This is a genomic window from Pseudomonas sp. GW822-FHT02G04 (genome assembly GCF_058802085.1).
The window spans coordinates 26,142-39,432 of the sequence record NZ_JBXANU010000040.1 but is presented as its reverse complement, the minus strand read 5'-3'; the positions used below and the strand labels follow the sequence as shown (position 1 = coordinate 39,432).

General features: G+C 58.5%; 14 protein-coding genes and 1 pseudogene. 3 read left to right on the top strand and 12 right to left on the bottom strand.

From position 1 onward, the window contains the following. Positions 1–179 precede the first annotated feature (179 nt). Entirely contained in the window at positions 180–1,283 is a 1,104-nt protein-coding gene (locus AC1RO5_RS29600) for an NADH:flavin oxidoreductase (protein WP_493179237.1), read from the top strand. Positions 1,284–1,396: 113 nt separating this feature from the next. Here AC1RO5_RS29600 and AC1RO5_RS29595 read toward each other — a convergent pair whose 3' ends face one another. The 3 genes and pseudogenes from AC1RO5_RS29595 to cysZ form a co-directional block, all read right to left on the bottom strand. Further along, positions 1,397–2,596: a glycosyltransferase family 4 protein gene (locus AC1RO5_RS29595; RefSeq protein ID WP_493179235.1), complete on the bottom strand. Its 1,200-nt coding sequence runs from the start codon at positions 2,594–2,596 to the stop codon at positions 1,397–1,399. A gap of 72 nt (positions 2,597–2,668) precedes the next feature. Further along, positions 2,669–3,844: pseudogene (locus AC1RO5_RS29590) on the bottom strand (beta-N-acetylhexosaminidase). Positions 3,845–4,420: 576 nt separating this feature from the next. Continuing rightward, a complete protein-coding gene (gene cysZ / locus AC1RO5_RS29585) occupies positions 4,421–5,176 on the bottom strand; it encodes a sulfate transporter CysZ (protein ID WP_493179233.1) in 756 nt (251 codons plus the stop codon). Between the two features lie 314 nt (positions 5,177–5,490). On the opposite strand from cysZ, the gene trxB reads away from it, so the two are divergent. After that, positions 5,491–6,453, top strand: a complete 963-nt coding sequence (gene trxB / locus AC1RO5_RS29580) for a thioredoxin-disulfide reductase (RefSeq protein WP_490133884.1) — start codon at positions 5,491–5,493, stop codon at positions 6,451–6,453. 47 nt (positions 6,454–6,500) lie between these two features. Here the strand turns inward: trxB and AC1RO5_RS29575 are convergent, their stop codons facing one another. The 7 genes from AC1RO5_RS29575 to AC1RO5_RS29545 form a co-directional block, all read right to left on the bottom strand. Then, positions 6,501–7,751, bottom strand: a complete 1,251-nt coding sequence (locus tag AC1RO5_RS29575; protein WP_493179232.1) for a 2-aminoadipate transaminase — start codon at positions 7,749–7,751, stop codon at positions 6,501–6,503. A 171-nt stretch (positions 7,752–7,922) separates the two neighbouring features. Further along, positions 7,923–8,261 carry a HopJ type III effector protein gene (locus AC1RO5_RS29570; RefSeq protein WP_018927180.1) on the bottom strand — a complete coding sequence of 113 codons (339 nt, stop codon included), beginning with the start codon at positions 8,259–8,261 and terminating at the stop codon, positions 7,923–7,925. Further along, entirely contained in the window at positions 8,254–8,550 is a 297-nt protein-coding gene (locus tag AC1RO5_RS29565; protein WP_018927179.1) for a DUF1244 domain-containing protein, read from the bottom strand. Before AC1RO5_RS29565 ends, AC1RO5_RS29570 begins: the two co-directional genes overlap by 8 nt. Positions 8,551–8,618: 68 nt before the next feature. Then, a complete protein-coding gene (folX, locus tag AC1RO5_RS29560) occupies positions 8,619–8,990 on the bottom strand; it encodes a dihydroneopterin triphosphate 2'-epimerase (protein WP_007942179.1) in 372 nt (123 codons plus the stop codon). A 2-nt stretch (positions 8,991–8,992) separates the two neighbouring features. After that, complete coding sequence (gene folE / locus AC1RO5_RS29555) at positions 8,993–9,568, bottom strand: GTP cyclohydrolase I FolE (RefSeq protein WP_493179230.1); 576 nt, start codon at positions 9,566–9,568, stop codon at positions 8,993–8,995. A gap of 23 nt (positions 9,569–9,591) precedes the next feature. Next, positions 9,592–10,302, bottom strand: a complete 711-nt coding sequence (gene folM, locus AC1RO5_RS29550; protein WP_493179228.1) for a dihydromonapterin reductase — start codon at positions 10,300–10,302, stop codon at positions 9,592–9,594. 72 nt (positions 10,303–10,374) lie between these two features. Then, the gene (locus AC1RO5_RS29545; RefSeq protein ID WP_493179227.1) at positions 10,375–10,944 is read right to left on the bottom strand and encodes an antibiotic biosynthesis monooxygenase; all 570 of its coding nucleotides are present in this window, start codon (positions 10,942–10,944) and stop codon (positions 10,375–10,377) included. Between the two features lie 210 nt (positions 10,945–11,154). On the opposite strand from AC1RO5_RS29545, the gene AC1RO5_RS29540 reads away from it, so the two are divergent. After that, positions 11,155–12,114, top strand: a complete 960-nt coding sequence (locus AC1RO5_RS29540; protein WP_493179239.1) for a MerR family transcriptional regulator — start codon at positions 11,155–11,157, stop codon at positions 12,112–12,114. Between the two features lie 3 nt (positions 12,115–12,117). Here the strand turns inward: AC1RO5_RS29540 and AC1RO5_RS29535 are convergent, their stop codons facing one another. Both AC1RO5_RS29535 and AC1RO5_RS29530 read right to left on the bottom strand, forming a co-directional pair. After that, positions 12,118–12,723 carry a hypothetical protein gene (locus AC1RO5_RS29535; RefSeq protein WP_018927173.1) on the bottom strand — a complete coding sequence of 202 codons (606 nt, stop codon included), beginning with the start codon at positions 12,721–12,723 and terminating at the stop codon, positions 12,118–12,120. A 54-nt stretch (positions 12,724–12,777) separates the two neighbouring features. After that, positions 12,778–13,254 carry a PAS domain-containing protein gene (locus AC1RO5_RS29530; RefSeq protein ID WP_096479557.1) on the bottom strand — a complete coding sequence of 159 codons (477 nt, stop codon included), beginning with the start codon at positions 13,252–13,254 and terminating at the stop codon, positions 12,778–12,780. Positions 13,255–13,291 lie beyond the last annotated feature (37 nt).

The following is a 13,291-nucleotide window of genomic DNA, read 5'->3' as shown; positions in this document are numbered from 1 at the left end:
CGAAGGCGTCATGTCAGTCGACATCATTGCTGACTGACATGACGCCTTCGCGGGCAAGCCTCGCTCCTACAATCCGTTCTGTCTTTTAATCCTTAATCACCCAAATCAATAGTGCTGTTCAAGGCCGGGCACTCTCCATATTATCGTCGTCATAAAGTCTATGTCCCGTGGAGCGTCCCATGCCCGTCAAAGCCCTGTTCAAGCCTTTTCACCTCGGCGCTCTCGAATTGCCGACCCGAGTCGTCATGGCACCGATGACCCGCTCGTTTTCGCCGGGCGGCGTGCCCAACTCCAAAGTGATCGAGTACTACCGTCGCCGTGCCGCCGCCGGAGTAGGCTTGATCATCACCGAGGGCACCACCGTCGGTCACAAGGCCTCCAACGGTTACCCGAACGTGCCGCACTTCTACGGTGAAGCCGCATTGGCCGGCTGGAAGAAAGTCGTCGACGCGGTGCATGCCGAGGGCGGCAAGATCGTTCCGCAACTGTGGCATGTGGGCAGCGTGCGTCGTATCGGCACCGAGCCGGATGCCAGCGTGCCGGGTTACGGTCCGTCGGAAAAGTTGAAAGACGGACAGGTCGTGGTTCACGGCATGACCCGCCAGGACATCCAGGAGGTGATCGCTGCGTTCGCCCAAGCCGCCAAGGACGCCCAGAGCATCGGCATGGATGGCGTGGAAATCCACGGTGCCCACGGTTATCTGGTGGATCAGTTCTTCTGGGAAGGCAGCAATCAGCGCACCGACGAATACGGTGGCAACCTGGCCAACCGTTCGCGCTTTGCCATCGAACTGATTCAGGCGGTGCGCGCGGCGGTAGGCGAGGGTTTCCCGATCATCTTCCGTTTCTCCCAGTGGAAGCAGCAGGACTACACCGCGCGTCTGGTGCAGACGCCAGAGGCGTTGGGCGAATTCCTCAAGCCGTTGTCCGACGCCGGCGTGGATATTTTCCACTGCTCGACACGCCGTTTCTGGGAGCCGGAGTTCGACGGTTCCGAACTGAACCTGGCCGGCTGGACCCGCAAGCTCACCGGCAAACCGACCATCACCGTTGGTAGCGTCGGCCTGGATGGCGAGTTCCTGCAATTCATGGTCAACACCGACAAGATCGCACAACCGGCCAGCCTGGAAAAACTGCTGGAGCGTTTGAATAACGATGAGTTCGACTTGGTGGCGGTAGGACGTGCGTTGCTGGTGGACCCGGACTGGGCGCAGAAAGTGCGTGACGGTCGTGAGCAGGACATCCTGCCGTTCAGCCGTGATGCGTTGATGACGCTGGTTTAAGCGGCGACTGGAAAGGCCTCTTCGCGGGCAAGCCTCGCTCCTACAGGTTCGCGTCGCTCGCAACGTTGCGAACGACACAGATTTTGTAGGAGCGAGGCTTGCCCGCGAAGCTTTTAAGGCAATAACGCTGCATCGGATAGAACCTGTTCCTGCGCACAAGCCCCCCGCAACTGCCCCTCGAACTGCTCGATAATCGCTGCCCAGCCCTGACGGCTTGCATGCTGGCGGGCATTGAGCCGCACGCAGCGCAAGGTTTCGCGCTCCTCCAGCAGCCAGCGTGCCGCATCGCAGAACGCCTGTTCATCCCCGGGCATGGCCAGTACGCCGTTATAGCCATGGCGAATATGCTGAGCCGCCGCAGCCTGATCATACGCCACCACCCCCAGCCCTGAGGCCAATGCCTCAAGCACCACATTGCCGAAGGTTTCGGTCAGGCTCGGAAACAGAAACACATCCCCTGACGCATAGTGACTGGCCAGCGCTTCGCCGCGTTGTGAGCCGCAAAAAATCGCCTCGGGCAATTCCTTTTCCAGCGTCGCTCGTAGCGGACCGTCGCCGACCACAATCAATTTCATGTTCCGCTGTGGATAAGTGGTTTTCAGCGTGTCGAAACTGCGCTTGAGCAGGCCAAGATTCTTCTCCTGGGCCAGGCGTCCTACGTGGATGAAGGCGATGTCATCCTCGGCCAGTCCCCATTGTTCACGCAGTGGTTTCAGTCGTCTGGCGGGATGAAACAACTGGCTGTCGACGCCTCGAGAGAGTAACGCCAGACGCTCGAAACTGCGCCGCTCCAGCTCCAGTCGCTGGCTGGCGCTGGGCACCAGGGTCAGGGTCGAGCGATTGTGAAACCAGCGCAGGTAGTGGGTCAGCAAACGCGTCAGCAACCCGAGCCCATACTGGCTGGAATACTGCTGAAAATTGGTATGAAAGCCGCTGACCACCGAAATCCCCAAACGCCGTGCCGCGCGTAACGCCGACAACCCCAGCGGTCCTTCGGTGGCGATGTACAACACGTCCGGGCGATGGCGCTTCCAGCGCCGCAGCAACTTGTGCATCGACGACTGACCCCATTGCAGGCCGGGATAACCCGGCAGCGGCCAACCCCGACACAGCAGCAACTCATCGTTGCAGCCCATCAACGGGTCGCCGCCCTGACGTGGCCGCACCAACTCAACCTGATGCCCGCGCGCGCGCAAACCGTCGAACAAACGGCCAAGGGTATTGGCCACGCCGTTGATTTCCGGAGGGAAGGTTTCGGTGATCAGGGTGATATGCAGAGCTGTCGTCATGACCTCAGTGTCGGCTGAGGCCATGTCGTCATTGTTTCGTTTCGATGATGGATTTATGACGGTGACGCCCTCATGGGCGCAAGGTGTGGCCGGTCATCAATGTTCCGGTGGGGCGAAGGCTACCGAACGGCTAATCAGTTGGACCTCCTTCATAGTGCCGGCCGCATGCGGCGATCCCCACGAATGCTGCCCTGTCGGTTGCATCCAGAGAATCAGATGCGACCAGACTTTCTCAGCTGACAGGTGATCGGGTTCATCGGCCCATATTTGTATGCCTCCCCCCTTCATCGCAGGGTGGTCTGAATCGATGATCGTCACGCCTCTCCCGGCGTTGTCCATGAAATGATTGGGGCGCCAGAAATCGTAAAGCCCATAAGGCGAGTGCTTGCGATCCACCAGATTGCTCCAGTCGGATCCGATGACAAAGTAAAAGTCGCCGTGGGCATTGAGCACTGTGTACCCGGCGTTGATCAGCGCTTGCACGTTTTTCTCATTGCGAATACTGCCCCAGATACTCCAGCACAGTATTTCAACGGCTGTATCCACCTGTATCACTTGATTGTCTTGAACGACGGCATCGTTCCACATGCGTGCAGTCTTGCCGTTCTCCCGCACGAAATTCGCCAGCTCATTAACAAATTATCGGACGCCGTCGCGCGAGTTGGCGCCAGGCTTTCCAGATGCCTTTCGTGCGTATTGAGCCAGTTGTGGCGTGTTGTAGGGGGTAATCGGAGAGAGGAAATATTCGTCGGCTTCCAGATTGACATGGGTGCAGCCTGGAAACATGTTGAACAAGTCTTTGAAGAGCTCTTTGATAAATCGGCGTGCGGACGGAATGCTGACATCCAGCGCTTTCGGCACAACGGTGCCATTGCTGAGGCGCAGTTGAAATTCGGGCTTGTTGCGCAGTATGAAATTCATATGCCCGGGCGATTCAATCCCGGGAATGACGTTGATGTAGTACGAGGCGGCGGTATCGAGTATCTCTTTGAGTTCCTCTGCGCTCCAGGCATCCGCGCTGGAAAGGTCTGGATGAGAAGGGAAGACAATCCGAACACCCTCATTGTCGGTGAGGTGAAGATAAAGCGTGTTGAGCTGGTTCCACGCCATCTCGCGCAGCAGGTTTTTGATCCATTCAGGGCTGTAATATTTGCGCCCGACATCAAGCAGTACTGAGCGCTCCGCAAAAACAGGGGCGTCGATGACAATACCTGGATCAAGTGTGGCGCAAACCAGTGCCGCTTTATGCAAGGTCGTCAACGCCCGGGCCATGGCTTCCAGGTTTTTTGCGGTGACGCATATGGCATCGGTGATATCGATGCGGTAGGCCTCGTTCAGACCTTTGGCGGGGATCGACACTTGTGCAGTCTCTGGCGCAGACAGAATCAACGCGACATCACCCATACTCTTTCGGGGACTGTCGCCTGACACGAGCATTACGGCGGGTGGTTTGCTGAGCCCGGCAGCAACGGCGAGCCCGAATGCCAACCGTGTCGCCAACGGGCGAATGCGCTCATCGTCGATGAGAATACGCGTGCTTTCGCTGAGGGTGCAGGCGGTCCCGGCAACAGGCTGGGCATAACGTACTGCCGGACTCAGGCCGGCCCAGGCAAAGCCCTCGCGGGGCGTGTTTCCGGTCGTGTGGATTGCCGTCGCGGCAGAAGCGAGGGGCGGGTGGGTGGGTAATTGCATTGAACCAAATCTCCATGAATTGAGGTCACATCTCTTCCTTGAACGCATGAGAACTCTCAATGCAGATGGACCTCGTAATCTATTGGAGACGTCATTCCTGATATTGGCTACTGTCAGAAATAGCCTGTTATAAAAACCCTCAAGAGAAACAGATGTTCAGGCGGCGCTTCTTTCCAGTGCGTCTGTTCCACGCTCCCTCACCCAAAACAACGTCGCACCCGCCACGGCCGCCGGCATCATCAAAATGTTGACCACCGGAATCAGCAGCACCAGATAAACGATCCCGCCAAAACTCATGCTCTGCCAGCGCTTCTTCCGCAGCCAGGCGAGCATCTCGTTCCAGCCCAGTTTATGGTTGTCCGCCGGATAGTCGATGTACTGGATCGCCATCATCCACACCCCGAATAGCAGCCACAGCGGTGCGGCGATGATGTTGACCACCGGGATGAACGACAGGATGAACAGCCCGATGGCCCGTGGCAGGAAGTAGCCGAGCTTGCGCATTTCCCGGGTCAGGGTACGGGGGATCATTGCGATCAGTTCGCCCCAGCTGAAGGTCGGGAAATCATCGGTGCCGCGCACCACCACTTCGACTTTCTCCGCGAGGAAGCCATTGAACGGCGCGGCAATGACGTTGGCGAGCATTGTGAAGGTGAAGAACACCATCAACACCACCAGCACCACGAATATCGGCCAGAGGATATAGCTGAGGAAGCTCAGCCAATCGGGCAGGGACGGCATCAGCGTATCGACCCACTGGCTGAACTGATGGCCGGCCAGATAGATCAATCCGACGAACAGCACCAGGTTGATCGCCAGCGGCAACAACACGAACAGACGCAGACTTGGGCTCAGGACCAATTTGAGGCCCTCGCGCAAATATTGTGGGCCGGACAGAACAGGGGCGGGCATAACGTGCTCCGAGCAAAGGGTAAACGCGCCGACCTTACCGGCTTTGCCTGACGGGCGAAAGCGCGGTAGCGGCATCGACATTAACTGTAACAAAGGCGTCTATACATCCACTGCAACGGAATAGAGACCGCCTATGAGCTGGATTGTTAAACCGTATTTCCTTAATCTTCGCCCCCTCGATACGCTGCACCCATTCTTTTACAGGACTGTCGAGCCCAAGCCTTCCCCAAGTGCTTTCAACGGTCCTTTTTTATTCCCGCCGGCAATCCGGCGTTCCGCGCCCAGTGTTTCGGGCCGGTCAACAGGAGCAGGTCATGTCTGAAGTTCGTCATTCGCGAGTGATTATTCTCGGTTCCGGCCCTGCCGGTTACAGCGCCGCGGTCTATGCCGCCCGTGCCAACCTCAAGCCACTGTTGATCACCGGCATGCAGGCCGGCGGTCAACTGACCACCACCACCGAAGTCGACAACTGGCCGGGCGACGTCCACGGTCTGACCGGCCCGGCGCTGATGGAACGCATGAAAGAGCACGCCGAGCGCTTTGAAACCGAGATCGTGTTTGATCACATCAATGCCGTGGACTTCGCTGCCAAGCCGTACACCCTGATTGGCGACAGCGCGACTTACACCTGCGATGCACTGATCATCGCTACCGGTGCCAGCGCTCGTTACCTGGGCCTGCCGTCGGAAGAAACGTTCATGGGCAAAGGCGTTTCGGCCTGCGCGACCTGTGACGGTTTCTTCTATCGCAACAAGCCAGTGGCTGTGGTCGGTGGCGGTAACACCGCAGTCGAAGAAGCGCTGTACCTGGCCAACATCGCAAGCACTGTGACCCTGATCCACCGTCGCGAAACGTTCCGCGCCGAGAAGATCCTGATCGACAAGCTCAATGCCCGGGTTGCCGAAGGAAAGATCATCCTGAAGCTGAACTCGACTCTGGACGAAGTGCTGGGCGACAACATGGGCGTGACCGGTGCTCGCCTGAAGAACAACGATGGCAGCTTCGACGAAATCAAAGTCGACGGCGTGTTCATCGCCATCGGCCACACCCCGAACACGTCGTTGTTCGAAGGTCAGCTGACGTTGAAAGACGGCTACCTGGTTGTACAGGGCGGCCGTGATGGCAACGCCACTGCCACCAGCGTCGAAGGTATCTTTGCTGCCGGTGACGTGGCCGACCACGTTTATCGTCAAGCCATCACCTCGGCCGGCGCTGGTTGCATGGCGGCACTGGACACCGAGCGTTACCTCGACGGCCTGCAGAACGCGTCGTTCTGATTCCGTAGAAAGCAAAAAACCGGCTTCGGCCGGTTTTTTTTTAATGCTCAAGCCAATTTCTGCAGGCACGCCTCAAGAATATCCAGACCTTCCTCCAGCACTGCCGCCTCTGTCGTCAAAGGCGCCAGCAGCCGAATAATGTGGCGCGACTTGCCGCTGGGCATCAGCAGCAAGCCAGACTCTCGCGCCAGGGCCAGCAGTTGTGTCAATTGCGCCGAAGCCGGTGTGCCGTCGGCATTGATCAACTCGATGCCGCGCATCGCACCCACGCCGGTCAAGCGGCCCAGATACGGTGACAGTCCGCGTGCTCGCCAGGCTTCGTAACGGCTGACAATCGCTTCTTCCTGCTGTGTGCCCCAGGCGTGTAGATGGGCATCACTCATTTCGTCCAGGGTCGCCAACGCGGCGGCGCAGGCGATGGGATTGCCCGAGTAGGTGCCGCCCAATCCGCCCTTGGGCAAGTTGTCGACTAGCGACTTGCGCCCGACAACCGCACCCAGCGGCACGCCGCCGGCAATGCTTTTGCCCAGCAGGATCAGGTCCGGCTCAATGCCCAATCTCGAGAACGCAAACCGCTGGCCGGTGCGGCCGAAGCCGGACTGGATTTCATCGGCGATCAGCAGAATGCCTTTGTCATCACAGAAACGCCGCAGCGTCTGGGCGAATTCCACATCCATCGCCAGAAAACCACCTTCGCCCTGCACCGGCTCGACGATAAAACAGGCCACGTCATTCACGTCGATCTCGACGCTGAACAGCCGATCCATTGCCTTCAGGGCCTCGGCGCAGGTCACGTCATTGTCTTTGCTGGGGAAGGGCAGGTGATACACCGGCCCCGGCAGCACGCCGACTTTCTGCTTGTAAGGGGCGACTTTGCCGTTGAGGTTGAGGGTGGCCAGCGTGCGGCCGTGGAAGGCGCCGTCAAAGGCAATGATCGCGGTGCGGCCGGTGGCGCCACGGACGATCTTCAGGGCGTTTTCCGCCGCTTCCGCACCGCTGTTGGTGAGCATGCCACTGACCGGGTAATCCACCGGAATAAACGCAGCCAGGCGATCCATGAGTTCGAGGTAAGGCACATGGGGAGCTGCGTTGAACGCGTAGTGGGTCAGGCGGGTGGCTTGTTCGCGGATGGCCTCGACGATGCGCGGATGGCAATGGCCAAGGTTCAGTACGCCGATTCCCCCGACAAAGTCGATGTAGCGTTTGCCATCGGTGTCCCAGACCTCGGCATTTTTACCGTGGCTGAGGCTGACGGGGTGAACGATGGAGATCGACTGGCTGATGGATTCGCTGCGCATGGATGGCTGACTCTGAAGAAGGGATGCTTCTTTTTATCTAAGCCGCGAGCAGAGGTGCCCGGCAAACGAAATAAAGTTGCCGGGTCAATCTTAAAAGTCGGGATGTGCCCTGATGCCGATCGATGGCGACGCATAATCTGTGGCGAGGGAGCAAGCTCCCTCGCCACAGGTTTAGCGGCGTGTCAGCGGCTGCTGAGCGAATTTCACGCCGGCCAAGCCATGGGCAATCAACGCCCGGATGTTACCGTGGTCGCTGCCTTCCGGCGTCGCAACCACCGAACGGTAATGCTCACCGAACGCCAACAGCGCTTCTTCATCGCTCAGACCTTCCAGCAACGCCAGGCCCAGGGTCTTGCACGAGCCTTCGTTCTGCCCGGCGGCGTTTTCCACACCGCCGTTGTTGAAAGCCTGGGGCTGGTAGTCATAGCCGGCGGCAATGAACGCCAGGGTGTCGGCGAAAACGTGTTCGCCACTCTTGAGGCTGGCGCGCAGGGTGTTCAGATCACTCATTGGGTTTTCCTTTGGCGAACGCCGCTTGTTGGTCGGCGCTGGCTTCTTTCTGGTATTGGGCTTTCCACTCGGCGTACGGCATGCCGTAGACCACTTCGCGGGCTTCATCGAGGCTTACGTCGATCTGGCGTTCGTCGGCAGCGGCCTTGTACCACTTGGACAGGCAGTTGCGGCAGAAACCCGAGAGGTTCATCAGGTCGATGTTCTGCACGTCCTTGCGGCTGTCCAGGTGGGCAACCAGCCGGCGAAAGGCAGCGGCTTCAAGTTCCAGGCGTTGTTGATCGTTCATGATGGGCTCTGTGCAATCAAATCGTGGCGCGGATGATAAAAGCCTGGCGAGCGATGCGCCAGACGCGGTCAGCGGCTCGCGGCCAGGGTAATCGACACCGACTCGGCGAAGCGCAACGCGTGGGGCTTGTCGACTTCGACTTCGGCGTACAGCACCGACTCGTTGGCCATGATCAGGTCCAGCAACTCCTGGGTCAGGCGCTCGAGCAGGGCAAAGCGATTGCCTTCCACGTGGGCAATGATCGCCTTGGTGATGGTGCGGTAGTTCAAAGCGTGATCGATGTCATTGTCACGCACGGCGTCCTGGGCGGCATACAGGATGGTCAGGTTAATCAGCACATCCTGCTTGTTGAGGATTTCGTCCTCGTTGATCCCGATGAAAGTTCGCAAACACAGGTCCTTGACCCGGATGCGTGCCATTCCTGGTTGAAGTTGTGGCATTGCTACTTGCTCCGTCCAATCAATTGCAGGAACTCCTGGCGGGTGTTGCTCGACTCGCGGAAGGCGCCGAGCATCACCGAGGTGTTCATGGTCGAATTCTGTTTCTCGACGCCGCGCATCATCATGCACATGTGCTGGGCTTCGATGACCACCGCGACACCGGCCGCATCGGTCACTTGCTGCACGGCTTCGGCGATTTGCCGGGTGAGGTTCTCCTGGATTTGCAGGCGGCGGGCGAACATATCCACAAGCCGTGCAATCTTCGACAGGCCCAGCACCTTGCCCGTTGGAATATAAGCCACATGCGCCTTGCCGATGAAGGGCAGCATGTGATGTTCACACAGCGAGTACAACTCGATGTTGTCGACAATGATCATTTCATCGTTGTCGGAGGCGAACAGCGCGCCGTTGACGATCTCTTCGAGACTCTGTTCGTAACCATGACACAGGTATTGCATCGCCTTGGCGGCGCGCACCGGGGTGTCTTGCAGTCCTTCGCGGTCGGGATTTTCACCGAGGCCGATGAGGATCTCGCGATAGCTCTGGGACAGGGCGTTGTGGGGCAGGGATAACGTCATGGGGACATCCTCGCGGGGGCGGCTTATTTGACGTGCCGTCCGCCATTGACGGTCAGGGTCGTGCCGGTGACATAAGGGTTGTCGAGCAAATAGCGCAGGCTCTGGTAGATCACTTCGCTGCCGGGCTCGATGCCCAGTGCGGATTTGGCCAGGACCCTGGCGCGGTACGCCGCGTCGTCGTCGGGATTGAACAGTAGCAGGGCTGGCGCGATACCGTTGACCTTGATGTCTGGCGCGTACTTGGCGGCGAAGGACAGGGTCAGGCTGTCGAGCCCGGCTTTGCTGGCGCAGTAGCCGATATGCTTGCTGCTGCCCTTGCGGGTCACGTCATCGCTGATGTGCACGATGTCGGCGGGGCTTGAGCGTTTGAGTAAATCGGCACAGTGCAGGTTAATCAGATAGGGCGCCAGCATATGCACGTTGAACATGCGGGTGAAGGCTTCGACTTCGGCGCCTGGGGTTTCGGCCAGCCATTCGGAGGCGTTGTGGACTATCGCCCGCAGGCTGTCGGTGTGGTTTGTCAGTTCGCCGATGAACGCGAGAATTCCGGCCTCGCTGGAAAAGTCCGCGAACACCGCGGTCGCTCCCAGATCGCGCAGGGTCTTTACGCCGGGGCGTTCGCTGCGGTAACTGAAAATGACCGGATGGCCGTCTTCGAGCAAACGCTGCGCACAGTGCAGGCCGACACGCTGGCCGGCACCGGTGATGAGGATGGGGGCTGCGGAAGAGGTCATGAACGGCTCGCGTCGCGGTTGTCGCAAAACTATACCAGCGACGGGAGTTGTTCACCTACGCCCCTGCAGGGGTTACTGATTTTGGGTGGTCGGCGTTGCAGGCAACGGTTGTTGCGGTGCGGCGTGCAGCCAGCCGGCCAGCAGATGGGTCGACAGTGGAATGAAGAAATAAACCATCAACGGCGTCAGGCACAGGGTGCTGACGAACACGCGGGCCAGCAATCCCGTTTCGGCCAATAACGGCCCCAGCACAAAGTTGAACAGCAGGGACACCGGAAAGAACGCCAGCCAGATCGCCACGGCCTGCTTCCAGCGTGGCGGGCGTTGCCCGGTAGCACCAAACCAGCCATCGATGCCACTGACCCGATGCTCCGAAGGATGGGCAAACAGATTGCTGCCGCGTCCCAGCCAGGCGGTACGCGACGCGGAATGCTCCCAGGCGTGCAGTGTCTGCTCGTCGGCGAAGCGGAAAATAATCTGGAATTCGTCATCGTCGGGTGGCGGAGCGAGCACGCCAGAGCCGAGGTAACCGGGGAAGTCGGTGGCCAATTGTTCGCCTTCGCGCAACCAGGCCATCAGGTCCTGATAACGCCCATCGGCGACGCGACGCGCAACCATCAGCGTGACGGGGGAAGTAGACATTGTGTATCTCCATATGACAAACGCGTCGCTCCGGATAAGAGCTTCGCCAGACACAGCGCCGGGGTGGTGGGCTGCGTCTCGGGACAAGCAAGGATTATTCCTGATTGCGTCATGGACGTCAGTACCAATTTCTTTCAACTACGTGTTGAAAGCTACCGGGGCAGGAGCGTTAGAATGTACCCAAATACATACATGGACGTAGATTTGAAGATGCCTGTGCTGACCGATCGTGCGCCCGGCTTGTCTACGGGCACCTCCCTGATTCGAGAAGAGCTGTTCCCGATTCGTGAGGTCGCGCGCATGACGGGGGTCAACCCGGTCACGCTAAGAGCCTGGGAGCGACGCTACGGGCTGATACAGCCCACCCGCACCGAAAGCGGGCACCGTTTGTATTCGATGATCGATATCGAGCGTGTCCGCAGCATCCTCGGCTGGATCGAGCGCGGTGTCGCGGTCAGCAAGGTTGGCAAGATACTGGCCAAGACCGAACCGCTCCAGGTGCTGGAGCGGATCATTCCCGACGAATTCGTTCAAGCCGACTACGGCCAATGGCAGCAGCAGGTCAACGCGGCGGTGAGTGTTTTTGACGAAGTTCAACTGGAGCACGTCTACGGTCAGATTTTTTCCAGTTATCCGCTGACGGTTGTATTCCAGGACATCCTGATTCCGATCTGGAAGCTATTGCTACACCGCCATGATGCGTTCGGTCAGACCAGCGAGTGGCTTTTTCTGGATGGCTTTCTGCGTTCTCGAGTATTGCAACGCCTGCTGCTGGTGCGTGTCATGCAGCCGCGACGAGTGATTGTCTGCGCCTTGGCCGACCAATGTCGTGAACTCGAAGTATTGGTCACGGCGCTGTATCTGAGCAGCATTGATTCGGCTATTCAGTTGTTGGCGATCGGGCAGCCCTTCGACGAGTTGATCCTGGTCTGTGAGAAGATCAAGCCCAGGGCATTGGTGCTGATTTCCAATCACGCGCCGGCTGCCGAACTGCCTCGACGTTTGAACCGTCTGGCCATGGGGCTGGAATGTCAGCTGTTTCTGGCCGGGGATGCGTCCGACCTGGCGCAGGAGAGTCTGGCCGGGTCGTCGGTGGGTTGCCTTGGAAACGAGGGGGGGGTGATGCGCCAGCGTCTGAAACAGTTCCTGGCGGGAAACCTGGATACCTGAGATTCAAATATGCAAAGCAGGATGGGTCAGGCGATGTTGCTGAAGGATGTACTGACGCAGACGTTCGGTTTCGTCCTTGTCACTCTGGCTCAACTCGTAGGCGTAGAAACCTTGCTCGGTCTCACGCTCCAGGGTGCCGCGCAACGCAATCCGCTCATAGCCTGACGGGCTGAACCACAACGCGAAGTGCTTTGGCGCTTTGGTCTTGTTGCGAACTTCCAGCAAAACCCCTTTGAACGATATTTCGTGCACCCACATCGTGCCGGGTTGCCCCTTGGCATTTTCCAGCGCCACTGGCTCTTCGAGCGCCAGGCGCCATGGCCGAATCATTGGCCCGTCTTCATAAATGCTGGGGACACCGAGGCGTAGATGCATTGCGTGAAACTCATCTTCCACCAGGTGCAGCGGGAAGGTCATTTGCTGATTTTCGAAAGTGGCCTGGATCGTGACTTGCTCATGAGCGGCCAGACGCGTGAGCAAATCACGGATCTGCGAGCCGCCGTTGACGAGCAAACTCGACGTCGCATCCCGCACATTGAGTTGCGGGTTGTGTTGCATGGTCTGGATAAAGTCCAGCTCATCCTGGGTCAGGAGTGCGTCGCGCTGCATGATTTGCTCGAAAGAAATAATTACAAAGTCATCGGTGATTGTAGTAAATGACCACTAATTCGCAGATTGGTTTGATCCGTTCGTCGACTTGAGATCAGCAAGTTCTGCCTGTACCTCGGCCAATTGCGCTTCCAGCTGTGCGACTCGCTGCTGTGCCTTGACCTGAACCGTGACGTCTTTCTGCACCCCGACAAAATAGGTTTGTCCGTCGTGCGGGTTTTTTACCGTGGAAAGCGACAGTTCGTTCCAGAACGGGGTGCCGTCCTTGCGGTAATTCCTGAGAATTTCCCGGCAGGAACCGCCATTGCCCAACGCCTGGCGAATCAATGCCAGGGCGGGCTGATCCCGGTCTCCTGCCTGCAGAAAACGGCAATCCTGGTAGAGGATTTCTTCGCTGGTATAGCCCGTCAGGCGTTCGAACGCCGGGTTTACGTAAATCAGGATGTTGTCCTGCTCGCCTTCCTTTTCGGCAATCACGATGCCGTCGTTGGACGCCTCGATCACCATTTGCAGCAGTGAGGCATTGATCATCGCAGAGTCCTTTGCGTATTGATGGGTACGCTGCATT

What these genes read in the sequence shown, in the direction of transcription:
- AC1RO5_RS29600 (WP_493179237.1), top strand. Translation starts at nt 180, where the DNA reads ATGCCCGTCAAAGCCCTGTTCAAGCCTTTTCACCTCGGCGCTCTCGAA.
- AC1RO5_RS29595 (WP_493179235.1), bottom strand. Translation starts at nt 2,596, where the DNA reads ATGGCCTCAGCCGACACTGAGGTCATGACGACAGCTCTGCATATCACC.
- cysZ (WP_493179233.1), bottom strand. Translation starts at nt 5,176, where the DNA reads ATGCCCGCCCCTGTTCTGTCCGGCCCACAATATTTGCGCGAGGGCCTC.
- trxB (WP_490133884.1), top strand. Translation starts at nt 5,491, where the DNA reads ATGTCTGAAGTTCGTCATTCGCGAGTGATTATTCTCGGTTCCGGCCCT.
- AC1RO5_RS29575 (WP_493179232.1), bottom strand. Translation starts at nt 7,751, where the DNA reads ATGCGCAGCGAATCCATCAGCCAGTCGATCTCCATCGTTCACCCCGTC.
- AC1RO5_RS29570 (WP_018927180.1), bottom strand. Translation starts at nt 8,261, where the DNA reads ATGAGTGATCTGAACACCCTGCGCGCCAGCCTCAAGAGTGGCGAACAC.
- AC1RO5_RS29565 (WP_018927179.1), bottom strand. Translation starts at nt 8,550, where the DNA reads ATGAACGATCAACAACGCCTGGAACTTGAAGCCGCTGCCTTTCGCCGG.
- folX (WP_007942179.1), bottom strand. Translation starts at nt 8,990, where the DNA reads ATGCCACAACTTCAACCAGGAATGGCACGCATCCGGGTCAAGGACCTG.
- folE (WP_493179230.1), bottom strand. Translation starts at nt 9,568, where the DNA reads ATGACGTTATCCCTGCCCCACAACGCCCTGTCCCAGAGCTATCGCGAG.
- folM (WP_493179228.1), bottom strand. Translation starts at nt 10,302, where the DNA reads ATGACCTCTTCCGCAGCCCCCATCCTCATCACCGGTGCCGGCCAGCGT.
- AC1RO5_RS29545 (WP_493179227.1), bottom strand. Translation starts at nt 10,944, where the DNA reads ATGTCTACTTCCCCCGTCACGCTGATGGTTGCGCGTCGCGTCGCCGAT.
- AC1RO5_RS29540 (WP_493179239.1), top strand. Translation starts at nt 11,155, where the DNA reads ATGCCTGTGCTGACCGATCGTGCGCCCGGCTTGTCTACGGGCACCTCC.
- AC1RO5_RS29535 (WP_018927173.1), bottom strand. Translation starts at nt 12,723, where the DNA reads ATGCAGCGCGACGCACTCCTGACCCAGGATGAGCTGGACTTTATCCAG.
- AC1RO5_RS29530 (WP_096479557.1), bottom strand. Translation starts at nt 13,254, where the DNA reads ATGATCAATGCCTCACTGCTGCAAATGGTGATCGAGGCGTCCAACGAC.